Genomic DNA, 26,179 nt, shown 5'->3' with positions numbered 1-26,179 from the left:
CGCAAATATATAAAACTAATTGTTATCCAGATATTTTCGCCAACGTTCTGCTGCTTCCTGCATGTCTTTTGGCATTGGGCTTTCAAAATACATCTCTTTTTTTGTCACCGGATGAATAAACCCTAATGTGTGGGCATGTAAGGCATGTCTTGGGAGGATTTCAAAAACATTCTGCACAAACTGTTTGTACTTTGGCAGGTTAACGCCTCTCATAATGATATTGCCCTCGTACCGCTCGTCATTGAAAAGTGTGTGACCAATATGCTTCATATGCGCACGGATCTGATGCGTTCTTCCGGTTTCCAGTTTGCACTCTACCCAGGTCATATAGCGAAAGCGTTCCAGCACTTTGTAATGGGTTACCGCATGTTTGCCATGGCTGCCGTCAACATAAGTGTACATCTGCATTCTGTTTTTGGGATGTCTCCCGATATGGCCTGTAACTGTTCCTTCGTCATCCTGAACATTGCCCCAGACAAAAGCCCAGTAGAGACGTTTGGTTTTACGGTCAAAAAATTGTTTGGCAAGATGGCTCAAAGCGTACTCGTTCTTTGCAATGACCAAAAGCCCTGATGTATCCTTGTCAATCCTGTGAACAAGGCCAACCCTGTCCAGGTCAGAATTATATTTGGGATCTTTTGAGAAATGATAAGCCAGAGCGTTGACAAGTGTGCCGTCCCAGTTACCAAATCCCGGGTGAACTACCATTCCGGCATCTTTGTCTACAACTACAACATCATCGTCTTCGTACACAATATTAATAGGGATATCCTGAGGGATGATGACATTTTCTCTGGGTGGATGCGCCAGAAGCACGCTGATCTCATCGCCGGGTTTCACTCTGTAATTTTGTTTTACAGGTTTGCCATTTACGGTAACATTGCCTGCTCTGCAGGTTTGTGATATTTTGTTACGGGAAGAATTCTGACGGTATATAAACAAAAATTTATCTATTCTGAGAGGCTCCTGGCCTTTGTCTACTGTAATATTAAGATGCTCGTAGAGGCCGCTGTTTTCTTCCTCAGCAGATATATCTTCGTTAGTTAAAGCCGTTTCCAGAAAATCCTCGTTTTCGTCCAACATATTATAATCTTAAAAAGGCTTCAACTGATTGTTGAAGCCTTTATTATTTAATTTATTCTATTACTACTTTTTTAGGCTTGGGCTTTTCTGCAGGTTTTGTAGTTGGTACTGTTGCGCTTTGCTTTGCCGTCGTTGGGCTGGCATTGCCTGCAGGTGCTGTAGATTTTGGTTTACCGGATGTGGTTGATGGCACTGCAGCAGGCGGAGTTGTTACCGGCGCAGGCTTTTGCTCGGGCGGTGAAACTTCTCTGTATTGTATAGGCGCCAGAGTTGTATCAATCTTTGGACGGTAAGTCTCATCCAGCTGCCTGATTTTATTTTGCAGTTCGGCCGGCGTCTTTTTACTGGCCCATAAGTCAATCTGCATGCCTTGGTCTCTTAGAGAACCTACCTCTGGGTCCTGATAATAAACAATATCAGATTCATCTCTTCCGCCATCTTCGTGATCTACAATTCCGACTTCAAATAAAGCCCGTGCAATAATTCTTTTGGCTTCCTGCACAGTTCTGCCGACCACATTAGGAATGGCTAAATTTCTGAGAGGCCCGGATCCGATAACCAGGTCTACAGCAGAGAATCTCGGGATCTGAGCTCCCGGTTTTACACTTACGCCATTATATAAAATTCTGAGAACGGCATCGCGCTGAATGCTTGGCTCGTATATGGTGTCACCCACTTTCAGACCTACAAGATTCAGTTGGTTAAAGGCCAGGCCTTTGTATCGGTCTATGATATCAGGAATTGCAACCTTTGCCCATGTTCTGGGATTAACTTTCAGCGTAATCACACGGCCACTTTTTACATTGGCACCAGGATTTGGATTCACCGCTAAGACTTGGAAAGGCCGGAATTTTGGGTCATACTTAAAACTGTCTACTTCGTATTCCAGACCTGAGTCATCCAATACCTTGATAGCCTCGTGCACCGTCATATTCATAACATTAGGGACAGGGATTTCTTCACCGTGATCTGTATGGAACTCCAGCCAGCGGAAAGTCAGCCAGACAAGGCCGGCAAAAAACGCTAATGCTAAAACAATATTGAGTAAAACTTTCCAGTTGAAAAGCGATTTGAACATAATTATCCTTTTTCAGAAATAGTAACGCAAAGATAGATAATTAAATTGTATTACCGATTTCTCCCTTCCGCAAAAAAAGAAAATCGGCAGATTGCTATAAAAACCTTATTTTTGTACTTTCAAATTATATATGGAGCGTATCAAAATTCACGACAAGACCTTTGTCCCTTATCTAAGACACGAAGAAATACAGGAAATGACAAGGCGCGTAGCTTTGGAAGTTTATGAAGATTACAAAGATGAAGTACCCGTTTTTATAGGTGTATTGAGCGGTGTTATCATGTTTTTTTCTGATTTTATGAAAGAATATCCGGGCGAGTGCGAAATCGGATTTATCAAAATGAGTTCTTATGTGGGTACTCAATCCACGGGAATTGTTTTTAAAGAAATGGAATTAACGAAGGATATCAAAGACCGCCACATCGTTCTTTTGGAGGATATTGTGGACACCGGAAATACTATAGAGAATCTTTGCCACTATTTTACAGAAACGCAACGTCCAAAATCATTAAGAATTGCATCTCTTCTACTGAAACCTGATGTCTATAAGAAAGAATTCAAGATTAATTATGTAGGAAAAGAGATTCCTAATAAATTTGTTTTGGGCTATGGTCTTGATTATGATGAATTAGGGCGTAACCTAAAAGATCTTTACCAACTGGAAGAAGGCAAAATCAACGAATAGCAGTTGTCATTGGCTAATAGCGATTGGCTAATAGCTTTTTTACAGACTCATAATAGACTAAACTAAAAATAAATTATAACCTAAACGCAACAAGCAATAAGCCAATTGCGAAATGCCAAAAGCAAAATAATTATGATTAATATTGTCCTATTTGGCCCTCCGGGAAGTGGAAAAGGAACCCAGGCACAACACTTGATCGAAAAATTCAATCTGAAGCAGATTTCTACAGGAGATCTCTTCCGGTATAATATGAAAAACGATACAGAACTGGGAAAGCTTGCTAAATCTTATATTGATAAGGGCGAACTGGTACCAGATCAGGTAACCATTGATATGCTGACAGAAGAAGTGAAGAAACCAACCGACGCCGCAGGTTTTATCTTTGACGGATTCCCAAGAACAGCGGCCCAGACAGCAGCTTTGGAAAATATTGTAAAAAAAGAACTGCAGTCTGAGATCAGCATTTGCCTCTCTCTGGTTGTGGAAGACAGTATCCTTGTAGAGAGGCTGCTAAAGCGTGGCGAGACCAGCGGACGTACAGATGATTCTAATGAGGAGATCATCCGTAACCGTATCAAAGAATATTATGCAAAAACAGCCGAAGTTGCAGAATTATATAAGCAGCAGGGCAAGTATGTAGAAGTCAATGGTGTCGGAGGCATCGATGAAATTTCTGAAAAATTGTTTGCAGAAGTAGAAAAAATTCAAAAATAATTTTTTGATTCAGGGTTCAAAGTTCAAAATTCAAGGTTGCAACTTTGAACCTTTAACCTTAAACCTTGACCAAAAGTTATGTCCAATTTTGTAGATTACGTAAAAATCCATTGTCAGTCCGGTCACGGCGGTGCAGGCTCTGCCCATCTCCGCAGAGAAAAATATATCCCAAAAGGTGGCCCTGATGGAGGTGACGGCGGGCGAGGAGGTCATGTTATCATGAAGGGTAATGCTAATGAATGGACACTTTTGCCGTTGCGTTACACAAGGCATATCAAAGCGCAACGCGGTGAGAACGGTGGTAAAAATCAATTGACAGGTGCTTTTGGTGAAGATGTTTACATAGAAGTACCCATAGGAACTATTGCCAGGAATGAGGAAGGCGAAGTCCTGGGCGAAATTCTGGAGGACGGCCAGGAGATCATCATCATGCACGGTGGGAAAGGTGGTTTGGGTAATGAGCATTTTAAATCTTCTACCAATCAGACGCCACGCTATGCACAGCCCGGTTTACCCGGCGAAGAAGGCTTTGTGGTCTTTGAACTAAAAATTCTGGCCGATGTAGGTTTGGTTGGATTCCCTAATGCAGGAAAATCAACATTGTTGTCAGCCGTCTCTGCGGCAAAACCTAAGATTGCCAATTATGCCTTTACAACCCTTACACCCAATTTGGGCATCGTAGATTACAGGAATTACAAATCATTTGTAATGGCGGATATCCCGGGTATTATAGAAGGTGCTGCAGAAGGTAAAGGCCTTGGGCACAGGTTTCTAAGGCATATTGAGAGAAACTCGATCCTTTTATTTTTAATCCCTGCAGATTCCGAGGATCATTATCACGAATTTAAAATCCTTGAAAATGAGCTGAAAGAATACAATCCCGAACTTCTTGATAAGGATTTTCTCTTGTCAATATCCAAATCAGACCTGCTTGACGATGAACTGAAGAGAGAAATTGCGGCAGAATTCCCGGAAAACCGGCAGCCTTTGTTCTTCTCAGGCGTTACCGGCGAAGGACTGATGGAACTAAAAGATGCCATCTGGAAAAAATTGCACGGATAGATCGGAATAATTATTGAGAGCTTTGAGAAAAAATAAAATGAGATATTTACTAAGTTTTATCCTGTTGGCAGGTTTAATGTCATGCTCTTCTTCAAAGGTTTCCAAATATTCTAAAATAGAATATGAAGTAGGGCCGTGTTTTGGTTTCTGTCCCATTTATAAAATCATTATAAATGCCGACAAAACCGCAATCCTGGAAGCAGAACATTTCAATTTCTCCAAAGGTGAAGGCCGCGGTGATCTAGATAAACCGAGAGAAGGCACTTACAGGTCAATTATAAGCAAAGAAGATTTTGATAAGCTGATGACACTTGCAGGTCAGGCTAATGTCAAATCTCTGAAGGGCAATTATGAAGATCAAAGGATTATGGACGCATCCAGAACATCCCTCAGCATTTTTTTCTCAGACGGAAGCCTAAAGAATATTGCAATGTCAGCAGGTGAAAAGCCGGAAAATTTAGTAAAATTAGTCCAGTATATCATCCAACTCAAGGAAAAGCAAAACTGGAAAAAGATTAATTAGCATTAATTTTATTTCAGCTACCTTTGCAAAATATAATTCCTTCTGATTATGGGAGGAATTTTCATTTTAATTAAAACTTATTCATTTGAATTTTGAACAATTAGGTTTAATAAAACCAATATTAGACGCACTAAAAACTAAAGGCTACGAACAGCCAACCCCAATACAGCAAAAAGCTATTCCGCCAATTTTAGAAGGCAAAGACCTATTGGGAAGTGCACAGACAGGAACCGGGAAAACTGCGGCATTTGCCATTCCTATTTTGCAGAATCTTACCAATAAAGATGTCTCAAGAAATCAGATAAAAGCGCTTATTTTAACGCCAACCAGAGAACTAGCGATACAAATTCAGGATAATTTTCAGGATTACAGTACCAATCTTAAGCTTAAATCGATGGTAATTTTTGGAGGTGTCAAACAACACCAGCAAGAGCAACAGCTTAAAAGAGGCGTAGACATTCTGATTGCCACACCTGGCCGTTTGCTGGATTTTATTTCGCAGGGCATTATCAAGCTTCATCATTTAGAAATTTTTGTTCTGGATGAGGCTGACAGGATGCTGGATATGGGATTTGTACATGATGTGAAAAGAATCCTGAAACTAATCCCGGCGAAAAGGCAAAACCTGTTTTTCTCGGCAACCATGCCTAAGGAAATTGCAAAGCTGGCATCGGAGATATTGGTAAATCCGGTAAGAGTGGAAGTAGCGCCAGTCTCTTCTACGGCAGATACTATCCAGCAAAGTATTTATTTTGTTGAAAAAGATGACAAGACAGATCTGTTGATTCATCTTTTGGAGGATCCAAAGCTGGATCAGGTTTTGGTATTTTCCAGGACAAAACACGGTGCCGATAAAATTGCGAGAAAACTGCACCAGTCAAAAATTTCTGCAGAAGCGATCCACGGCAACAAATCTCAGAATGCCAGACAGAATGCGCTGAATAATTTCAAATCGAAAAAAACGAGGGTCCTTGTAGCAACAGATATTGCAGCAAGAGGTATTGATATAGATGAACTGAAATATGTGGTAAATTATGAGCTTTCTGATGTTTCCGAGACGTATGTTCACAGGATTGGGAGAACCGGAAGGGCCGGCGCAGAAGGTACTTCCTTCTCTTTTGTAGATGGATTGGATCTTGCCAATCTCCGCAATACCGAGAAACTGATTGGTAAAAAAATACCAGTAGTTAAAGACCATCCTTATCATACCGATAATCTTGTAGAGCAAAAAAGAGACAGCAATAATAAACCGATGCAGCCAAGAAGCAATCCGCGCAATTCGCAGCCCAGGGCAGCGGCTGGCAGCAAAAAGCCAGCGGCAAATACCGGTTATAAAAAGATCCGGAATAAAAATTTCGGAAAATAAAAAAAACACAAACCTTTGGGTTTGTGTTTTTTTTATGCTGACAATCGGAGCTACTTAATGATACCAAACTCAATCTGGCTTTCTCCTGAGATTTTGATCTCAGCCTTGGTATAATCCGCTTTTGTGGCCAGATAAGGATTTTCAATAAACTTTTGTGGGTTAATTGCCATGAGCGGGAACCAAGTACTCTGGACCTGAATCTGTACCTTATGCCCTTTTTTGAAAGTGTGGAGTACATCCTGTAATTTCACATCTACTTCGGTTTCTTTGTTGGGTGTCAGCGCTTCCGGTTTTTCAAAACTGTTGCGGAACCTTGCAGGCATAATTTCGCTTCGCACCATCTGATGGTAGTTGGCATAGACCACACCTGGTTTATCCGGGTTTGCTTTTTCATCAGCAGGATAGATATCGATCAATTTTACAATGAAGTCCGCATCAGTAGAGGAGGAGAGAATTTTTAATTTTGCAGTAATCTCTCCGGCTAATGTCAGATCACTGTCAAGGATATCTGTTGTAAAGGTCAGGACGTCCGGCCTGTAGGCTGCAAACCTTTGATCTTCACTCATATAGTTTCTGGGTGTAAAACCATTCATATCCTTGTAGTTTTCGCTGCTGAGAACCGGCTTGCCAGGATCCGAAGTATATTCTGAATAAGTATTCGGGTTGGCTTTAGACTCTAGTTTGCCATTGGCAGCCAGATAAAAAGATTGTTTTTGTATTGGTTTTGGCGGCCAGTTGTCAAACCGTTCCCATGCTTTTTTACCGGTATCAAACATATATGCTTCGGGAAGTTTAGCTGCAGTTTTAGAATTTTCTTTCAGGTAATGATGAAAAAATGGCTGCTCTATATTTCTCTGATAAAATGTGGCAATACTGTCTCCAAAATAGATATCATTATGAAAATGTTTTCCGCTGTCATAATTCCATCCACCGTGAGAAAAAGGCCCCATTACAATAGTGTTTTTCGCCTTTGGGCTTGTTTTTCGCCTTTGGGCTTGTTTTTTCTATGGTTTTGTAAATGGCTAACGGGCCTCGGAGATCTTCTGCATCAAACCAGCCACCCACGGTCATCACTGCGTGGTTGATATTTTTGAGGTGTGGCAGAAGGTTCCTTTTTTGCCAAAAGTCATCGTAATTAGGGTGGCTTACGATTTCCTGCATAAAGAAGTTGTCTTTGTAATATTGGTCTACACCATTTTTCAGCGTTCCCATATTTTCGTAAAACAGATAACCGTCTTCCGACGTTGATTTGATCATTTTGTCTGCAAACCAGCTTTCTTTTTCAGCTTTGGTTTTTTGGATGCCGAAAACAGGGAAGGTCTTGAAGTAACCCATAAGGAAAGCGCCGTTGTGGTGAAAATCATCATACCAGAAATCCGAGATTGGCGCCTGTGGAGATGATGCTACCAAGGCAGGGTGATTGGCCAATGTGCCTACAGCAGTGTAGAATCCGGGATAGGATGTCCCGTATTGTCCCACTTTACCGTTGTTATTCTCCACATTTTTCACCAGCCAGTCTACAGTATCGTAGGTATCTGTGCTTTCATCAATATCTTTTTTGGTTTTATGATCCACCTGCGGTGTCATATTGGTAAAGGTCCCTTCGCTCATATAGCGGCCGCGCACATCCTGAAAAACGAAAATATATTTTTCTTTTTCGATGAATTTGTTGGGGTTCAGTTTTTTCCTGAAATTGGTTTCACCATACGGTGCAATACTGTAACAAGTCCTGTTCATAATGAAGGGATACTTGTTATTTTTGGAAATGTCTTTTGGGATATAAATAATAGTAAAGAGTTTGGTACCGTCCCGCATCGGGATATAAACTTCTTTTTTGGTGTAGTTTTCTTCCACCGGATTGGCCTGTGCTAAGCTGAATGTAAAACTGATGAGGCAACAGAACAGGAATAGTTTTTTCATTGAAATCAAAAATTTATATAAAAATAAGATTTTTTGAAGTAATTAAGCATATTAATTCTTTTGAATCTGAATTTTTAGGAATCATGTAGATTTATATATAAATCCTGAAAAATTTTTGAATTGCTGTCTGTGTCAGAGTCCGCATAGCTATTTCAGGCCAAGCATCAACTAAAATATGCTGCACAAATTTGTAAACCGCCAGTGATAGGGGATATTCAAACTGATTATTGGCTAAATACTGGTAATGTAAGCGTCTGACATTGCCAAGCTGCGCCCCGGCGGAAGTGGAGCTCCTTTTTGCGAGAGGCCTTGCCGAGCAAAAAGAGCGGGAACTGGAGACGGATACAGGCGCCCAAATAAAACATAACATAAAAAAACCTGACTCAAGAGAATCAGGTTTAATTTGTATTGTTGAAAATTGTTCCGATTGTTATAATCCAAAGATCCTGGCGAATAGATCTGGGACAATACCCATAGACACCAATGCAACGATGATTACCACAGAAACAATATTATAAGTAATGCTCGCTTTTTCTTTGACGTTGAAGCTGTCTTCTTTGTAGAAGAACATAGCAACAATCAGTTTTAGATAGTAAGCGATGCTGAGTGCAGAGCCTAAAACCGCTACGACTACCAAAAACTGCTCGCGGCCATTACCGGTTGCAATGACCTGGTTGAAGAGGCCTAACTTCCCGATAAAACCTGCTGTTAAAGGAATCCCTGCCATAGACAGCATCGAGATACTGGATACCACAGCCAGCACCGGTTCTTTTTTCCCCAAACCGTTGAAAGCGGTAAAAGAGGTTTCTCTCTTGATTTTTTCTACATAGATCAAACTGATGAAAACCCCAACAGTTGCTAAAGAATATGCGAAAAGATAAAACCCTAAGATGTAAGTTGAAAAACTATTAAGACCAAAAAATATCAACGCAATATAACCAGCGTGCGATACAGAGGAGTAGGCGAGCATCCTTTTGGCATTGCTTTGCACAAGTCCCATTACATTGGCTAGAAGTAAAGTGAGGATGATGAAAACACCTAAAATATTAATCCAGTCGCCGGCGATGCCGCCAAAGCCAATCGTCATCAATCTAAATAATGCGAAAAATCCTGAAATCTTAACCACCGATGCCATAAAAGCAGTGATGAGCGATGGTGCGCCCTGATATACATCGGGACTCCACATGTGGAATGGTGCCAATGATACTTTGAAGGCCAATGCGGCCAGCATCAGGATAGCTCCCATAATCAGCATTAGATTTTTTGGATTGTTAATGGCAAAATCATGGATGGTATACAGATCAAAACTTCCGGCGCTGCCATAGACCAATGCTACACCAAATAAAAGAAACCCTGTTGCGAAAGCTCCCATCAGAAAATACTTCATAGAGGCTTCTGTAGAGCGCAGATCTGTTTTGTTGGCACCTGCCATCACGTATAAAGGAATAGACAGGATCTCAATACCTATGAATAATGTTACCAAATTTTGAAACCCGAAAAGCACGATCCCGCCACAAAGCGCAAATAAAAGCAATGCGTAAAGCTCGGACTGATGACTCCTGTGGTTGCTGAATGCAAATCCTCCCAAAAAGAAAAGCAATAAGGTAACGACAACCGAAATTTTTGTAAATAACGCCGCATTATAACCGTAGTCATACATCGATTTGTATTGGGCAAAAAAATCGCAATCGGGTAAAAAGCTGAAGTACAAACCAATGATTAATCCCAAAATCCCGATATATCTTGCATATTTTCCTTTCTCAAAAACACCGGAGAATAATACAAGAATTGCCGTAAGGAATAAAATTATTAAAACATTCATAATATATGTTTAAGATTTGAGGTTAGAAATTTGAGATTCCCAATTTCCACTCTCTTTCCAATTTTTAATTTTCTAAATTTTAACTGATCAATTATTTCAGTTAGTTAATCATTGATGAATAAATAAATCGTACAGAGCTTGTCACCATCTCGATAACCGGTTGTGGATACACTCCCAATACAATGACAAATACTGCCAAACTTGCCAATACAGAAAATTCTACAGAGCTAATGTCTTTTGTAGTGGCCAAGATAGCATCGTCACCTTTCCCAAACATAGCTTTACCGTAAAATCTAAGCATATAGGCAGCACAGAGGATTAATGTTAACCCTCCCAAGACGGCCATCAGATTATTGTAAGTGAATACCGATTTCAATAAGATAAATTCGCCAATAAAACCATTCGTTAATGGGACACCGGTTGCACCCAGCATGATAATCATAAACAGTACAGCAAACTTAGGTGCTACTTTTGCCAAGCCACCCATTTTTCTGATATCTCTGGTTTTGAACCTTCTGTAAAGAATATCAGCACAATAGAAAAGTCCTACAACATTGATCCCGTGTGCAAAACTCTGTATCATTGCGCCCTGTGCACCTTCAAAATCCAATCCTACACGCATAGTGACGACTGCCGAAGAGAAAATCCCCGCTACAATCAGCCCAACGTGGGACAGAGAAGAATAAGCAATGAGACGTTTGCTGTCGGTAGAGATCATTGCGATCAAAGCACCATAAATAATTCCGATGACGGAAAGAATAATGACGATCTCACCAGATATGCCGCCAATAGCCAAAGGTGTAATTGGTAACAGGTATCTCAGTACGCCGTACACAGCCATTTTCAGCATGATTCCTGATAACAGCATCGATCCCTGAGTTGGTGAATAGGTATAAGTGTCCGGCTGCCATGTGTGGAAAGGGAAAACCGGCAATTTAACTGCAAATGCAAAGAAAATAAACCAGAATACTACTGTCTGTTCGTTAACATTAAGGTCTGCGTTGTACAGATCCGTCAATGCAAATGATGCTGAATGATTGTAGACATAGATTAGGCCTATCAACATAAACAAGGATCCTACGAAGGTGTATACAAAGAACTTGGTTGTAAACTTAAGCCGTTTATCTTCCTCACCCCAAAGCCCGGCGATAAACCAGATTGGTATCAGTGTGATTTCCCAGAAAATGTAGAATAATAATCCGTCTAATGCCGTGAAAACGCCCAATAATCCAAATTGCATTAATAATATTAAGGCATAGAAAGAATTTGGGAAACCTTTTTTATCATTAAATGATGATAAAACAATCAGTGGAACCAGGATGTTGGTTAACAGGACCATCAGCATACTCATGCCGTCTACTCCAAAATTGAGATTACTTTTGATATAGCTGGACCATGGATAAGTGATCTCATATTGCAATGGCGCGTCTACGGTTGGGTTAAAATCAAAATTCCCCAGCATGTAGAAAGCCAAAAACATCTGTGCAAGGGCAAAAGCCAGTGCAATATATTTACTGGAGGCATTTTTCCAGAAAAACAACAAACCCGCACCTACAAGAGGTAAAAGTAATAATGTGAATAGTAAACAAGACATTATTTCAGTATAAAGTTAACAATCAATACAATTCCTATGGCTAACGACATAATCAGCACATAGTTTTCCACGTTCCCGTTTTGGAGACGTTTCGCTGCTCTGCCAGAGTCCTGAGCACCTAATCCGATGAAATTAACAATAGGATCCAGAACGGCTTTATCAAACATAGCAGCGGCTTTACCAGCTTCTTCGAATGGTCTTACAATCATGGCATTATAAATCTCATCGATAAATAATTTGCGGGATGATAATTTTTCCCAGCCTGTGTATTTTCCTTCCGGCAGAGCCTGTTTCTTTTTGGTAACGTATATCGCTTTCACAACAAAGAAAATGACTACAACCATAATGATAGTTATCGCTAAAAGAATCATTTCTGTAGCAAAAGGGATCTCCGGTGTCTCGATATCATATACATAAATCGGTTTTAGCCACTGCGCCAGTTTCTGATAATGGCCATGCCCGATAAAGTGCGGCAGGTTTATAAAACCACCTACCACAGAGAGAATTGCTAATATAATCAATGGTAAAGTCATTACCGCAGGGCTCTCGTGTACATGATGCTTTTGCTCTTCGGTTCCTCTGAATTCTCCAAAGAAAGTCAGGAACAATAACCGGAACATATAGATCGCCGTTAATGCAGCACTGAATAATGTCAATCCCCAGAGAACCGGGCTTTTTGCGTAAATATGTGTCAGGATTTCGTCTTTAGAAATCATCCCGGACAATGGTGGGATACCAGTAATTGCCAGTGTTCCAATGAGGAAAGTCCAGTAAGTTACCGGTATTTTTTTTCTGAGTCCGCCCATAAAACGCATATCCTGCTCACCACTCATGGCATGGATTACAGAACCTGCTCCCAAGAACAATAATGCCTTGAAAAAAGCGTGCGTCATAACGTGGAACATCCCTGTTGTGTAAGCACCCGCTCCCAAAGCGATAAACATAAATCCTAACTGAGAAACAGTAGAGTAGGCCAGGACTTTCTTGATATCATTTTGTCTAAGACCAATAAATGCTGCAACCAAAGCTGTTGCAAGTCCTATGAATAAGATCAGGTTGAGTGTAGATGGCGCCAAAGAGAACAAGAAATTGCTTCTTACTACCAGATAAACTCCGGCAGTTACCATGGTTGCGGCGTGTATCAAAGCGGAAACCGGCGTTGGGCCAGCCATAGCGTCAGGCAACCAGGTGAATAATGGGATCTGCGCTGATTTACCAACTGCCCCAATAAATAAACTAACGGTTATAAAAATAATAACGCTGCTATCCAAAGCGAATTTTGAAGAATTTTCAGCGACGCTAAGATAATCGACAGCGTTGACCTGAGAGGCGATGGCAAAAATACCAATCAGCAAACCAAGGTCACCAATACGGTTCATAATAAAGGCTTTTCTGGCCGCTTTCCCGTAATCTTCGTTGGTATACCAAAATCCGATTAACAGGTAAGAACAAAGGCCTACACCTTCCCATCCGATAAAAAGGATTAGGTAATTGCTTCCTAAAACCAAAAGCAACATCGAGAAGATGAAGAGATTCAGGTAAGTAAAAAACTTGTAATAACCTTTGTCATGGCTCATATAACCCATAGAGTAAAGGTGGATCAACGATCCGATACCGGTAATGATCATCACCATCATCAGAGATAACTGATCGATCTGGAATCCAAAATTAACCTGGATGCCATTCACCCGGAACCATTCAAAAGCTTTTACAACGACAGGCGCGCTGTCATTTTTGAATCCGAAAAATATACTTGTTGTGATAACAAACGAAGCGAAAACTACCAATGTTGCCAATCCGCCAACCAAAGCTTTAGGAAGGTTTTTCCCAAAAAGCCCGTTGATGATGAAGCCGGCTAAAGGTAGAAGTACAATTGCGTAAACTAAATTTTCCATTCCTTTCTTATCCTCTTAATTTATTAAAAATACTTACGTCCACAGATCTTGTATTTCTGTACATCATTGCGATAATCGCCAGTCCTACAGCAACTTCTGCAGCTGCAACCACCATGATGAAGAATACCAAAAGCTGTCCGTTGCCATCACCTTTGTAAGCAGAGAATGCTGCTAATAAAAGATTTACCGAATTAAGCATCAATTCTACACATCCTAAGATGACGATGGCATTTTTGCGGATCAAAACGCCCAAAACACCCAGGCAAAACAGTAGTGTACTCAGGATAATAAAATATTCCAGAGGTACCTGCTGTATTAATGTATTAACTTCTCCCATAATCTTATAAATCTTTTTTACCAATAAGAACCGCACCTACAATCCCTGCTAAAATAAGGATAGAAGCCAGTTCAAACGGCAATACATATTCGTTAAACAATAATCTTCCCAGGTTTTTGGTAAGACCTACAGAATGATCGATACCTGCTGCTGCAGTTGTTTTCCCGCTAAGGCCCTTGTAAGCGCCCAGCATTCCCACAAATAAAATGCACACAGAAAAAATACCGATAAACTTAGGAAGGTTCGCTTTTTTGCTCTCGTCTTCTTTATTAAGATTCAGCATCATCAAAATGTAAAGGAATAATACCATGATGGCACCTGTGTAAACAATGATCTGAACGATGCCCAAAAACTGCGCATTGAGAAGCACATACATCGCGGCAATAGAGAACATGGTAACAATGAGAGAAAGAATGGCGTATAAAGGATTTCTGGCAAATACAAAATAAACAGCACTTGCAACAGCCAAAAATGCGATTAAGAAAAATAAAAACTGATCCATTATTTTACTGCATTTTTTTGTTTTTCAGATTGTCTGGAAGTAATATCAATCCTTTCATTAATTTTTTCTACCAATTTATCTTTCCCGTAGATGAAAGAACCTCTGTTGGTTTGCACATCTACCAATCTGTCTGTAAGATAGATGGCCGATTTTGGGCAGGCTTCTTCACACATACCGCAGAAGATGCATCTCAACATATTAATCTCATAGATCTCAGCATATTTCTCTTCGCGGTAAAGATCTTTTTGGTCTTTGGTTCTTTCTGCAGCGGTCATTGTAATGGCTTCTGCAGGGCATGCAACAGCGCAAAGCCCGCAAGCAGTACATCTTTCTCTGCCTTCCTCATCTCTTTTCAAAACGTGTTGCCCACGCCAAACTTTGGCACGTGGTTTCTGAACCTCAGGATAAGAATACACTGCAGGAGCCCCTTTTATAACTGTTCTTACAGCATGCTTAAAGGTAATGCCCATCCCTTTGAAGATCGCCGGCAGGTAGATCTTTTCTGCAATGGTCATTTCTTTATTAGAAACAACTTTTGATCTGTTAGTAAGTTTCATTTTTATATTTTTTTGGTCTGAAGTCGGAAGCTGGATGTCCGATGTTTCACACTTTATGTATATTTTATTTTAAATTTTGAATTGTTTCCGAATCAAATCTTCTGACTTCCGTCATCTGGCTTCGGACAATTTTTTTAATTTCCAAATGCCAAAATCACAGCACCTGTTACGATTAGATTTACCAATGCTAATGGAATCAGTGTTTTCCAACCCAAGTGCATCAACTGATCATATCTGAATCTTGGTAATGTCCATCTGATCCACATAAAGATCAGGATCCCTATTACTGTTTTAGCCAAAAATGCAACGATACTTAATATTCCGGCCGCATTTTCTCCCCAATGGTTGGTGACCCAATCGATGCCGGGATAATTATATCCGCCAAAGAAAAGAACCACGATGAATGCATTGGAAATAAACATGTTAACATATTCTCCAAACATGTACAATCCCAGTTTCATTGAGGAATATTCGGTAGAATAACCGGTTACCAGTTCAGATTCACATTCCGGTAAATCAAATGGGTGACGGTTGGTTTCTGCCAAAGCTGCAACAAAAAATATCAAGAATGCCAACGGCTGGTAAAGGATATTCCAATTGATACCGGAAATAGCCGGGATAAAACCCCAAATTTTCCCTCCGGATTGTGCTTCAGTAATTGCTTTGAGATCCAGGCTTCCTGACATCATAATTATTGATAACAAAGCCAAGCCCATTGCCAACTCATAAGAAATCATCTGGGAAGACGCTCTGATAGCTCCTAACAATGAATATTTATTATTAGAAGCCCAGCCTCCGATCATAATCCCGTAAACGCCGATAGAAGCCATCCCAATGATATACAGAACACCAACATCTATATTAGCAACCTGAAGATCAAAAGAAGTTCCGCCAATGTTAAGGCTTTTACCCCAAGGGATAACGGCTCCTGTAATCAGTGAAATAAACATCACCAGTGACGGGCCGAGGATAAATAAAAACTTCTCTGCATTAGCCGGTGTAAAATCCTCTTTGAAGAAAAATTTACCACCATCAGCTAACGGCTGTAAGAGACCAAAAGGCCCGGCTCTGTTTGGCCCAATCCTATCCTGCATGATGGATGCCACTTTTCTCTCTGCCCAGGTAGAGTAGGCAGCAACGGTAAGCGCCAGCAGGAAAAGAGCTAATACTAATATGATTTTAAAAGTCAGTAATTCCATATCAATTTATTTCAATTTGACAAACGAGGTAATCCCTATTATCAAATCATCTCATTATCTAATTTTTCAATTTCTTTTTCGTCTGAAGAGCCAATTTCTTTAGCTTCAGGATTATCCAGAACATCGTAACTATCAGTTTTTTTCTCGTAATGGTTAAGAGATATTACAGAATGTCTGTCAAGATGTCGAGGTTCTTCTAAATTCCAGAATTTCAAATCTTTTTTGTGGAAACGGCAATCGTCACAAATCCATTCCTCAACTTCGCCGTACTGGTCTTTTCTGGCTGTCACACGGATTACTTCATCGCCTTTCATCCAAAGCACCGCTTTTCCGCTGCATTTTTCACATTTGCAAGTGGCGTTGTAAGGTTTTGTAAACCACACTCTGCTGGCAAATCTGGCAGTTCTGTCTGTTAGAGCGCCTACAGGACACACATCGATGACATTACCAATAAAGTCATTGTCCAAAGCTTTGTTAAGATAGGTAGAAATTTCTGCATGATCACCACGGAAAAGAATCCCGTGTTCTCTTTTCTCAGTTAACTGATTAGCAGCCAATACACATCTTGCGCAAAGGATGCAACGGTTCATATTCAACTTGATGTTAGGGCCAATGTCATCTGCATCAAAGGTTTGTCTCTCGAATTCTGTCCTTGTATTTTCTACACCATGCAAATAACCCAAGTCCTGAAGATGGCATTCTCCTGCCTGATCACATACAGGGCAATCTAAAGGGTGATTGATCAAAAGAAATTCGGTTACCGCTTTTCGGCCTTCCTGTGCTTTTTCGGAGGTCAGGTTTTTGACTTCCATCCCATCCATCACGCCTGTTCTGCAGCTGGCAACCAATTTTGGCATTGGTCGCGGGTCTGCCTCGGAACCTTTGGATACTTCTACAAGACATGTTCTGCATCTACCGCCACTGGTTTCCAGTTTGCTGTAGTAGCACATCGCCGGAGGTACAGATTTTCCACCGATTTGTCTCGCGGCCTCCAGGATAGAAGTGCCGGGCAAAACCTCGGTTGTTTGTCCGTCTATTGTGATTTTAAATTTTTTAACTTCTTCGCTCATATCTTATGCTTTTCGCTTCTTATGCCTTTGCAAATAAGCTATATTTATTTATACTTTTTTGTATTAAATGTATATCCAATACCCGCCAACACCTGTCCAAATACAAAGTCCTGCTGTGCTTTGTCCGGTTTGTTATTCAGTGTGGTTTTGATATCCCACATATTAATATACCCGGCTTTGGCCTCCAGCCTTGCCATCCAGTGTCTCCAGAAAACAAGGTTAAGGCTGGTTCTCACGTCGGTACCAATACCTGCTACGTGAAAACGGTCGCTTCTTTCATTACCAAAGAGCTTCACATTACTTTTAGGAAACATCACGCCTACACCAGCTCCATAAGACCAGACCAGATCAATATTATCTTTATTAATCAGGTTTTTATATTTTTCCAGACCCAGGTTTTCATAATTAAGCCCATCGGTATGCTCAAAGGTAAGGAATTGTTCATCAGATAAATCAACCTGGCCATTCTGTACCATCGCAGCATATTTAGGATCCGAGATATGCCCATTAAAATTAACCGTCTGATTCTGATTCATCACATACTTCATGTGGTCAATCCCAAGGACTAAGGCCAAATTGTCCTTGATAAAATAACCTGCCCGGAAATTATACTGCACTACTGTAAACCATGCCGGATCAAAATAGACGATGCCAAACTTTGTAGGGCGGTCTTTTGCAGATACATTATTCAACTGAAAATCATAGCCGTTTCCGGTAAAATGAATATCAGAATTACTGAAAGCGCCTCTGTTCCAACCAAAGAAAACAAACATCTGTCCTTTTTTTGAAAGTGGATCAGGCTTATTATTATTATCGATATCCTGGGCTAATCCGATCTGTGTTCCCAGAATTATCAAAGCCAATACAAAAAAATTCTTCATTTAGCGTCTACATTATTTAGTAACTGCCGGGATTGGATCCGCATAATTGGCCAATCCGTAATTTTGAGTCTGGCTGAGTTCCGGATTGTTAACATACCACTCAAACTCATCTCTGAAATGTCTGATGGCTGCTGCAACCGGCCATGCCGCTGCATCGCCTAACGGGCAAATGGTATTACCTTCAATTTTTCTCTGGATATCCCAAAGCAAATCGATATCTTCCATTTTACCTTCTCCTTTCCATATTTTTTTCAGGATTTTATACATCCAGCCGGTTCCTTCTCTACAAGGTGTACATTGTCCGCAACTCTCGTGGTTATAAAATCTTGCCAGTGTCATGGTGTGTTCTACAACCGACTGGTCTTCGTCAAGAACAATAAATCCTCCCGACCCCATCATGGTTCCGGTAGCAAAACCACCGTCTGATAAAGATTCGTAGTTCATATATCTCGGTTCGCCATTGATCGTTTTCAGCAAAAGATTAGCTGGCACAATTGGAACAGAACTTCCGCCCGGGATACATGCTTTTAGCTTTTTACCATTCGGGATGCCACCACAATATTCGTCAGAGTAAATAAATTCCTCAACAGTAATGGTCATATCGATTTCATAAACGCCTGGTTTATTGATATTGCCACAAGCAGAAATCAGTTTGGTTCCTGTAGACCGGCCTACACCAATTTTAGAATATTCTGCGCCACCAATTTCGATAATTGGGACAACCGCCGCAATAGATTCTACATTGTTAACCACTGTTGGCCTTTCCCAAAGGCCTTTTACAGCCGGAAAAGGTGGCTTAAGTCTTGGATTTCCTCTTCTTCCTTCGAGCGACTCCAGCAATGCAGTTTCCTCTCCACAGATGTAAGCTCCAGCACCTCTTTGAACATAAATTTCTAAATCGAAACCGGTTCCTAAGATATTTTTACCGAGAAAACCCGCTGCTTTGGCTTCATCAATCGCAGCTTCCAGAATATCAGGAATCCAAGAGTATTCTCCTCTAATGTAGATGTACGATGTATTGGAACCCAGTGTATAAGAAGCGATCAGCATCCCTTCGATCAACAGATGAGGAAGAAACTCCATCAGGTACCTGTCTTTGAAAGTGCCTGGCTCGGATTCATCAGCATTCACGACCAAGTGTCTTGGCACGCCTTCCGGCTTTGCAAGGAAGCTCCACTTCATCCCTGTTGGGAAACCAGCACCACCACGGCCCCTGAGTCCGGAAGTCTTTACTTCTTCCAGGATCTCTTCAGGCTTCATCTTCAGGGCTTTTTCCGCAGATTCGTAACCACCGTGTTTACGGTAAGTTTCGAAGTACCGGATGCCCTCTATATGTGCGTTTTTAAGTAAAAGTTTTTTACTCATTGTTCTATTTATTAATCTAAAGCAACAGCTCCCTGCTTACAAAGCTCAAGGATCTCGTCCACTTTTTCTATCGTTAAGTTCTCGTGATAAAATTTCCCCAGCTGCATCATTGGTGCGTAACCACATGCTCCCAAACACTCAGCAGGTTTCAAAGTAAACAATCCGTCTGCTGTTGTTTCTCCATCTTTGATATTGAGTTTTGTTCTGATATGATTGAGGATTTTCTCGCTTCCATTCACCATACAAGGCCCGGTTCTGCACACTTCCAAAACATATTTGCCTACCGGCTTCATATTAAACATGGTATAGAACGTTGCTACCTCGTACACTTCGATGGGTGTGATACTTAATAATTCTGCAACATAATCCATTACAGGGACAGCCAGCCAGCCATCAAATTCTTTCTGTGCCAAATGCAAAACAGGAATCAGGGCAGACTTCTGTCTTCCTTCAGGATATCTTGCGATAATTTTATGAACCTGCGCTAAACTTTCAGGTTTAAAAGCAATTGTTTCGCTCATTTTATTTAAGATTAAAGAACCAAGAACATAGAGTCTAGACTCAAAATTCTGTATTCTAAATTCAATTTTTATTTTGGAATGAAAGTCTTTTATCTTTCATCTTTTTTCTTAATGTCTTTCTATGCGTCTAATTCTCCCGCAATAATATTCATACTGCACATCGTCACAATGGCATCAGAGATAACAGAACCTGTGATCATCTCCGGATAGGCCTGATAGTAGATGAAACAAGGTCTACGGAAGTGCAGTCTATAAGGCGTTCTTCCGCCATCACTCACCAGATAGAATCCTAATTCTCCGTTTCCGCCTTCTACTGCATGGTACACTTCGCCTTTCGGAACATCGGTTTCTCCCATTACAATTTTGAAGTGGTAGATCAAAGCTTCCATTTTTTGGTAAACATCGGCTTTCTCCGGAAGGTAAAAATCCGGTACATCAGCGTGGAAAGGGCCTTCTGGAAGGTTTTCGTAAGCCTGTTTGATAATCTTAATCGATTCCCAAATCTCCTGCTGCCGAACCATAAAACGGTCGTAAGTATCGCCGGCGGTACCTACAGGGATAATGAAGTCGAAATCTTCATAAGAAGAATATGGTTGTGCTACTCTTACATCATAATCCACACCGGCAGCACGCAGGTTAGGGCCAGTAAAACCGTAGCTTAATGCTCTTTCTGCTGAGATGGCTCCGGTACCAATGGTTCTGTCCATAAAGATCCTGTTTCTCTCTAAAAGATTACAAAACTCCTGGAATCTTGGTGGAAATGTTTTTAAAAAGTCTTTCAATAGTTCGTGGAACTTAGGCGTGAAGTCTCTTTCGAATCCTCCAATTCTTCCCATATTAGTCGTCATCCTAGCGCCGCAAATCTGCTCGTACATATCGTAGATGCGCTCGCGCTCGATAAACATATAGGTAAGGCCTGTAATAGCGCCCGAGTCCATTCCGGTTACACCGTTACAGATCAAATGGTCACCGATTCTTGCCAGCTCCATTAGGATAACACGCATATAATCGACGCGTTTTGGAACTTTTACACCAATCAGTTTTTCTACGGTCATGTGCCAGCCAAGATTATTGATAGGCGCAGAACAGTAATTCATACGGTCTGTAAGCGTGGTGATCTGAGCAAAGTTCCTTCTTTCAGAAATTTTCTCAAATGCTCTGTGGATATAACCAACCGTCTGCTCTGCATGCAATATTCTTTCGCCATCCATCGTAAGGACGTTCTGGAAAATGCCGTGTGTTGCAGGGTGTGTAGGCCCAAGATTCAACGTGTATAATTGTCCGTCGATCTGTTCCTTGCTGTCGTATTGGTTAAGTATATTAGATAATGAGTTATCTTTCATATTGATTATAATTGATAATTGATAGTTGATAATCGATAATCATTTATCTATCATCATTCATCATTTATATTAATTTTTATCTTCCGAACATCGCATCGTTCTTATCCGTCCTGGTACCATCTTCCAGCTTATATTCTTTCAACATAGGGTGGTAGCCTAAGTCTTCCATATTAAGGATTGGCCTTAGATCCGGATGCCCTTTAAACTTGATTCCGTAGAAGTCAAAAGTTTCCCTTTCCATCCAGTTGGCTCCTGCATAAAGATCTGTAAGGGAATCAATTTCTGTATCTTCTCTCGTCATAAACGCCTTAAGACGTATTCTGAAATTGGTCATCATATTATGCAAATGATAAACAACGCCAATCTCCTGAGCTGGATGTTCCGGGTAATGGATTCCGCAGATGTCTGTCAGGAAGTTAATTTCCAGAGATGAATCCTTCAGATAATGAATAACTTTTTTGATATCATCTTTTTTGATTTCTACCGTCAGCATCCCATAAGGTTCTGAGCTCAGCAGAACAGACTCTGGAAATTCTCTGGTAATTGCTTCTAATACAAATTCGTTCGTCATCTTCTTCTAGTTGCTAATGTTGTAAGAATCCAACAGTTTTTGATATTCCGGCATATCTCTTCTTCTGATACTTTCGCTTTCGCAAAGTGCCTGAACCTGCATCACGCCTTCTATAATCTGCTCTGGTCGTGGTGGGCATCCGGGAACATAAACATCCACAGGGATAATCTTGTCAATCCCCTGTAACACTGAATAGGTATCAAAGATACCACCGCTGGAAGCACAAGCACCAACAGCAACTACCCATTTTGGCTCGGCCATCTGGGTATAAACTTCTTTAAGAACCGGGCCCAATTTTTTAGAAATTGTTCCGCAAACCATCAGCATATCAGCCTGTCTTGGCGAGAACGAGTTACGCTCCATCCCAAATCTTGATGCGTCATAAGTTGGGTTAAGTGTCGCCATGAATTCGATACCACAACATGAGGTAGCAAAAGGCAACGGCCACAGCGAGAATTTTCTCGCCATACCGATAACACTGCTCAGCTTAGTTGCAAAAAAGCCTTCTCCTTCGAAACCTTCGGGAGCGGGGGCATTGGTTATTATAGTTGGTTTTTTATCTGACATTGTAGTTGATTTTAGATTTTAAACTTTTGATTTTAAATGATTCAAATTCAAAACCAAACATCTGAAAATCTGTAATTAAAAAAATATAATTTCTGTTATTTATCCCAATCCAATGCGCCTCTTTTCCAAACATAGAAAAAAGCAACAAAGAAAATGGCAACAAATGTAAGTACGGCTAAAAAGCCCTGCATCCCAAACTCCCTGAAGTTAACGGCGTAAGGATAAAAAAACACAATTTCTATATCAAACAGAACAAACAAAACTGCTGTTAAAAAATATTTAATAGAAAAAGGTGTCCTTGCATTACCTTCTACAGCAACACCGCACTCCCAGCTTTGGTTTTTTACAGAATTTCCTTTCTTTTGTTTAGGTCCCAAAAAGTGAGCGCCAAGTAAAGAAATGGCGACAAAACCAAGTCCGACAGCTGCCTGAATAAGAATAGGAATGTAATTTTCCGGTAAATTCATAAAATCGAAATTTAACTATGCAAAAATACTAAATAAAGATTTAATATATTAAATTATCGGCCTTGTGAAAAGGAAACAAAAGCCTGCTTTTGTAAATTTAGAATAGTTATAAATAAGCTTATTCTTTGTGTTTTGAGGTTTTTTTAAGCACAAGGTAAGCGATGTATGCGATGTACAAAAACAGGACACTGGCGAAAAGAATGTTAATAATCGTGTCGGTTCTTGGGTCTTTTACCGGTTTGAAGGTATTGTAAAGGACAAAAAGAATTATCAATACGATATAGATATATAGTTGTTTTTTCATGTGTCTACATTTTGTTAGCAGAAATTAATGTTTTTTAATCAAACGAACGTTTAAAACACTTATATTTTTATAGTCAGGGAGTAGGTTCTCCTTCTTTTGTGATTGACGGGGTTGTAATCCTGCCACAACAGCTGGACATTTTTGTTCTCTTCTAGTTCAGGATTGGTCTCCGCATATTGGATTCCCATTTTTCTGAACCGTTCAAAAATTTCCTTAAAAATAATAGCTGTTACGCCGCGTCTCTGATAATCCGGATGGATGCCAATCAAATAAAAATTAGCCCTGTCGTTCTTTTTGCCTGCCTGTAAAAAGTGCCACCAGCCAAAAGGGAAGAGCTTGCCTTTGGATTTTTGCAGCGCTCTGGAGTAAGAAGGCATTGTGATCGCAAAAGAGACCAGCTCGTCTTTGTCATCGGTAATACAGATGATATAATTTTTGTCAATGAACGGAAAATATTTTTCTTTATAAGTTTTGATCTGCTCCTCTGTGATTGGCGTGTAAGTAGAAAGGTGTTTGTAAGTCTCATCCAGAAGTTTGAACATGGGATCAACCAATGGTAGAATCTCTTGTTTTGATTTGAAATCGATCACTTTCAGTTTGTACTTTTCTGCAATCAGGCTGCTGAATTTTACCACTTTTTCAGGCAAGACTTCCGGGAAATTTATCTCAAATTCTACCCATTCTTTTTCTTTGGCAAGTCCCAGTTTTTCCAGATGTTTTGGATAATATTCATTATTGTAGAGGCCAATCATAGTGGCCAATTTGTCAAAGCCCATAGTCAACATCCCGGCTTTATCCAGATTGGTAAAACCCATGGGGCCTTCGATTTTGTCAATTTTGTTTTCTTTGGCAAATATTATGGCCTCATCGATAAGTGCTTTAGAAACATCTTCGTCATCAATAAAATCAAGCCACCCGAACCGCACTTTTCTGATTCCCAGTTCTTTTTCCTCTTTCTGATTGATGATGACCGCAATTCTGCCTGCTATTTTACCATTTTTATAAGCTAAAAACTGTTTTGCTACAGAGTAATGAAGGGCAGGATTCTCTTTCTCATTCCATATATTTTTTTCTTCGTTGATTAATGGCGGGACATAATTGGGGTTGTTTTTATAAAGATCCATTGGGAATGTTATAAAATCTTCCAGATCATTTTTGGTAACAACTTGCTTTACAATAATGTTTTTCATATTCTTGCGCATCTATTAGACAAAGATAGGTTTTAAGGTAAAAATAGCAAGTCTTTGGCATAATATTTACTTCTTGAAATACGTAATTTTTTTATTATTTAAAAAGCAAAAATGAGTGGTTATTATATAATTATCGGACTATCTATGTTGTTTAGCTGGATTGTTTCTTCCAGGCTCAAATCAAAGTTTGATTATTATTCAAAAGTACATCTGAGAAACGGTTTGTCGGGTAAGGAGATTGCCGAGAAAATGTTGAGGGAAAATGGAATCAATGATGTTCAGGTTGTTTCGGTACCGGGTGAGCTGACCGATCATTATAATCCGGAAACTAAAACCGTCAATCTGTCTGAAGCAGTATATATGCAGAGGAATGCAGCGGCAGCGGCAGTTGCAGCGCACGAGTGCGGTCATGCCGTTCAGCACAAAGTAGGTTATTCTATGTTAGAGTTCCGTTCCAAAATGGTTCCTGTGGTTAATATCAGTTCCAGATTATTACAGTTTGTTCTGATGGCCGGCATAGGGATTATGATTGCAACCCGAAGTATTGATAATCCTAATGGCAATACAACGGTTTTAGCCATAGGAGTTGTGCTTTTTGCAGTGACAACATTATTTGCATTTGTAACATTGCCGGTAGAATATGATGCCAGTAACAGGGCTCTCAAATGGCTGGAATCTTCGGGGACTGTGACTCCCGATGAGTATGCGGGCGCTAAAGATTCGCTTAAATGGGCGGCAAGGACATATGTTGTTGCAGCGCTAGGTTCTTTGGCTCAGTTGATTTATTTTGCAAGTATGCTCTCTGGTAACAGAAGAGATTAAAAAATAGGAATAAAAGTTATGAAAAATTAAATTCCAAGAGCATCTCAGACAATTCGTCGGAGATGCTTTCTTTTTTAGAAGTCTTTATATGAGCTTTGATAACGCATATTTCTTTGGCATCAAAATCAATGATTTTGGCGTCGTATTTATTAAGCAGGGTGAATATCAGATTCTGTTGAGAAAATTTAAAACGTACTTCTAACCCGGATTCTAATTCTTTGGTGATGATTTTCGCCTGCTCCAGCGTATATTTTGCAGATTCTTTATAAGTCTTTACCAAGCCGCCAACGCCTAATTTGGTCCCGCCATAATATCTGATTACAACCAGTAAAACATTGGTAACCTGATGGGCTAAAAGTTGATTGTAAATTGGTAATCCTGCACTACCTGATGGTTCTCCGTCATCATTGGCACGGTAGTTTTCTCCATTAAGGCCCAATCTGTAAGCGTAGCAATGATGGGTTGCTTTTGGGTGAAGGGCTCTCAGATGGCTTAGTTTTTCTTTTATTTCGGATTCGGAATTGACGGGATAAGCAAAACCAATGAATTTGCTGCCTTTTTCTTTTAGAAGAATATCTTCTATCGCCTTGCTGATGGTCTGGAATTCAAACATTTTTCAAAAATATAAATTTCTGAAAGAAACTTTGATGTGCTGCTGCTTAATTATCAAATTGTAACCTTATGTTGCTTTTCTTGTAAAGAAAATCATCAAAATAAAAATCCAGACAATTAATTTTTATG

Annotated in this window: 28 protein-coding genes; 6 read left to right on the top strand and 22 right to left on the bottom strand. The window is 40.2% G+C overall.

Features of this window, described 5'->3' with window-relative positions; genetic code table 11:
* Positions 1-15: 15 nt before the first annotated feature.
* Positions 16-1,083 (bottom strand): RluA family pseudouridine synthase, encoded by a 1,068-nt coding sequence (locus tag B0B05_RS08275; RefSeq protein WP_076783192.1) that lies wholly within the window; start codon positions 1,081-1,083, stop codon positions 16-18.
* A 52-nt stretch (positions 1,084-1,135) separates the two neighbouring features.
* Positions 1,136-2,161, bottom strand: a complete 1,026-nt coding sequence (locus tag B0B05_RS08270; RefSeq protein ID WP_076783191.1) for a PASTA domain-containing protein — start codon at positions 2,159-2,161, stop codon at positions 1,136-1,138.
* 130 nt (positions 2,162-2,291) lie between these two features.
* On the opposite strand from B0B05_RS08270, the gene B0B05_RS08265 reads away from it, so the two are divergent.
* From B0B05_RS08265 to B0B05_RS08245, 5 genes are all read left to right on the top strand, one after another.
* Positions 2,292-2,846 (top strand): phosphoribosyltransferase, encoded by a 555-nt coding sequence (locus B0B05_RS08265; protein WP_076783190.1) that lies wholly within the window; start codon positions 2,292-2,294, stop codon positions 2,844-2,846.
* A 132-nt stretch (positions 2,847-2,978) separates the two neighbouring features.
* Positions 2,979-3,560, top strand: coding sequence for an adenylate kinase (locus B0B05_RS08260; protein ID WP_076783189.1), 582 nt, complete (start codon positions 2,979-2,981; stop codon positions 3,558-3,560).
* A gap of 78 nt (positions 3,561-3,638) precedes the next feature.
* Entirely contained in the window at positions 3,639-4,622 is a 984-nt protein-coding gene (gene obgE, locus B0B05_RS08255; protein WP_076783188.1) for a GTPase ObgE, read from the top strand.
* Between the two features lie 37 nt (positions 4,623-4,659).
* A complete protein-coding gene (locus B0B05_RS08250; RefSeq protein ID WP_076783187.1) occupies positions 4,660-5,145 on the top strand; it encodes a DUF6438 domain-containing protein in 486 nt (161 codons plus the stop codon).
* 85 nt (positions 5,146-5,230) lie between these two features.
* On the top strand, positions 5,231-6,511 hold the full coding sequence (locus B0B05_RS08245) for a DEAD/DEAH box helicase (RefSeq protein WP_076783186.1): 1,281 nt from the start codon (positions 5,231-5,233) through the stop codon (positions 6,509-6,511).
* A 50-nt stretch (positions 6,512-6,561) separates the two neighbouring features.
* Here B0B05_RS08245 and B0B05_RS17100 read toward each other — a convergent pair whose 3' ends face one another.
* The 19 genes from B0B05_RS17100 to B0B05_RS08150 form a co-directional block, all read right to left on the bottom strand.
* On the bottom strand, positions 6,562-7,461 hold the full coding sequence (locus B0B05_RS17100) for a CocE/NonD family hydrolase (RefSeq protein WP_317044123.1): 900 nt from the start codon (positions 7,459-7,461) through the stop codon (positions 6,562-6,564).
* Positions 7,427-8,431, bottom strand: a complete 1,005-nt coding sequence (locus tag B0B05_RS17095) for a CocE/NonD family hydrolase (protein WP_317044122.1) — start codon at positions 8,429-8,431, stop codon at positions 7,427-7,429. Before B0B05_RS17095 ends, B0B05_RS17100 begins: the two co-directional genes overlap by 35 nt.
* Positions 8,432-8,861: 430 nt before the next feature.
* Positions 8,862-10,253 carry an NADH-quinone oxidoreductase subunit N gene (locus B0B05_RS08230; protein ID WP_076783184.1) on the bottom strand — a complete coding sequence of 464 codons (1,392 nt, stop codon included), beginning with the start codon at positions 10,251-10,253 and terminating at the stop codon, positions 8,862-8,864.
* Between the two features lie 100 nt (positions 10,254-10,353).
* Positions 10,354-11,847 (bottom strand): complex I subunit 4 family protein, encoded by a 1,494-nt coding sequence (locus B0B05_RS08225; RefSeq protein ID WP_076783183.1) that lies wholly within the window; start codon positions 11,845-11,847, stop codon positions 10,354-10,356.
* On the bottom strand, positions 11,847-13,742 hold the full coding sequence (gene nuoL / locus B0B05_RS08220; protein WP_076783182.1) for an NADH-quinone oxidoreductase subunit L: 1,896 nt from the start codon (positions 13,740-13,742) through the stop codon (positions 11,847-11,849). The genes B0B05_RS08225 and nuoL overlap by 1 nt, the downstream gene beginning before the upstream one ends.
* A gap of 7 nt (positions 13,743-13,749) precedes the next feature.
* The gene (gene nuoK / locus B0B05_RS08215; protein WP_076783214.1) at positions 13,750-14,079 is read right to left on the bottom strand and encodes an NADH-quinone oxidoreductase subunit NuoK; all 330 of its coding nucleotides are present in this window, start codon (positions 14,077-14,079) and stop codon (positions 13,750-13,752) included.
* Between the two features lie 4 nt (positions 14,080-14,083).
* The gene (locus B0B05_RS08210) at positions 14,084-14,581 is read right to left on the bottom strand and encodes an NADH-quinone oxidoreductase subunit J family protein (RefSeq protein ID WP_076783181.1); all 498 of its coding nucleotides are present in this window, start codon (positions 14,579-14,581) and stop codon (positions 14,084-14,086) included.
* Entirely contained in the window at positions 14,581-15,138 is a 558-nt protein-coding gene (locus B0B05_RS08205; RefSeq protein ID WP_076783180.1) for a NuoI/complex I 23 kDa subunit family protein, read from the bottom strand. The genes B0B05_RS08210 and B0B05_RS08205 overlap by 1 nt, the downstream gene beginning before the upstream one ends.
* A 134-nt stretch (positions 15,139-15,272) precedes the next feature.
* Positions 15,273-16,337 (bottom strand): NADH-quinone oxidoreductase subunit NuoH, encoded by a 1,065-nt coding sequence (gene nuoH / locus B0B05_RS08200; protein WP_076783179.1) that lies wholly within the window; start codon positions 16,335-16,337, stop codon positions 15,273-15,275.
* Between the two features lie 41 nt (positions 16,338-16,378).
* Positions 16,379-17,407, bottom strand: a complete 1,029-nt coding sequence (locus B0B05_RS08195; RefSeq protein WP_076783178.1) for an NADH-quinone oxidoreductase subunit G — start codon at positions 17,405-17,407, stop codon at positions 16,379-16,381.
* Positions 17,408-17,451: 44 nt separating this feature from the next.
* The gene (locus tag B0B05_RS08190) at positions 17,452-18,288 is read right to left on the bottom strand and encodes a hypothetical protein (RefSeq protein ID WP_076783177.1); all 837 of its coding nucleotides are present in this window, start codon (positions 18,286-18,288) and stop codon (positions 17,452-17,454) included.
* Positions 18,289-18,300: 12 nt separating this feature from the next.
* Positions 18,301-19,653: an NADH-quinone oxidoreductase subunit NuoF gene (nuoF, locus tag B0B05_RS08185; RefSeq protein WP_076783176.1), complete on the bottom strand. Its 1,353-nt coding sequence runs from the start codon at positions 19,651-19,653 to the stop codon at positions 18,301-18,303.
* A gap of 11 nt (positions 19,654-19,664) precedes the next feature.
* Positions 19,665-20,174, bottom strand: coding sequence for an NADH-quinone oxidoreductase subunit NuoE family protein (locus B0B05_RS08180; protein ID WP_076783175.1), 510 nt, complete (start codon positions 20,172-20,174; stop codon positions 19,665-19,667).
* A 119-nt stretch (positions 20,175-20,293) separates the two neighbouring features.
* The gene (locus B0B05_RS08175; RefSeq protein ID WP_076783174.1) at positions 20,294-21,517 is read right to left on the bottom strand and encodes an NADH-quinone oxidoreductase subunit D; all 1,224 of its coding nucleotides are present in this window, start codon (positions 21,515-21,517) and stop codon (positions 20,294-20,296) included.
* A gap of 76 nt (positions 21,518-21,593) precedes the next feature.
* Positions 21,594-22,088, bottom strand: coding sequence for an NADH-quinone oxidoreductase subunit C (locus B0B05_RS08170; RefSeq protein ID WP_076783173.1), 495 nt, complete (start codon positions 22,086-22,088; stop codon positions 21,594-21,596).
* Positions 22,089-22,094: 6 nt separating this feature from the next.
* Entirely contained in the window at positions 22,095-22,655 is a 561-nt protein-coding gene (locus B0B05_RS08165; protein WP_076783172.1) for an NADH-quinone oxidoreductase subunit B, read from the bottom strand.
* A gap of 95 nt (positions 22,656-22,750) precedes the next feature.
* A complete protein-coding gene (locus B0B05_RS08160) occupies positions 22,751-23,122 on the bottom strand; it encodes an NADH-quinone oxidoreductase subunit A (RefSeq protein ID WP_076783171.1) in 372 nt (123 codons plus the stop codon).
* 118 nt (positions 23,123-23,240) lie between these two features.
* Positions 23,241-23,426, bottom strand: coding sequence for a hypothetical protein (locus B0B05_RS08155; protein ID WP_076783170.1), 186 nt, complete (start codon positions 23,424-23,426; stop codon positions 23,241-23,243).
* Positions 23,427-23,485: 59 nt separating this feature from the next.
* Entirely contained in the window at positions 23,486-24,616 is a 1,131-nt protein-coding gene (locus B0B05_RS08150) for a GNAT family N-acetyltransferase (protein WP_076783169.1), read from the bottom strand.
* A gap of 111 nt (positions 24,617-24,727) precedes the next feature.
* Between B0B05_RS08150 and B0B05_RS08145 the strand changes: the two genes are divergently transcribed.
* Complete coding sequence (locus tag B0B05_RS08145; protein ID WP_076783168.1) at positions 24,728-25,438, top strand: zinc metallopeptidase; 711 nt, start codon at positions 24,728-24,730, stop codon at positions 25,436-25,438.
* Positions 25,439-25,454: 16 nt separating this feature from the next.
* Here the strand turns inward: B0B05_RS08145 and B0B05_RS08140 are convergent, their stop codons facing one another.
* Complete coding sequence (locus B0B05_RS08140; RefSeq protein ID WP_076783167.1) at positions 25,455-26,051, bottom strand: IMPACT family protein; 597 nt, start codon at positions 26,049-26,051, stop codon at positions 25,455-25,457.
* Positions 26,052-26,179: the final 128 nt, after the last annotated feature.

The sequence above is a fragment of the Epilithonimonas bovis DSM 19482 genome (assembly GCF_900108115.1).
Lineage (GTDB): Bacteria > Bacteroidota > Bacteroidia > Flavobacteriales > Weeksellaceae > Epilithonimonas > Epilithonimonas bovis.
Note: the sequence above shows the minus strand (reverse complement) of the source record. Positions and strands in the feature narration are given on the sequence as shown.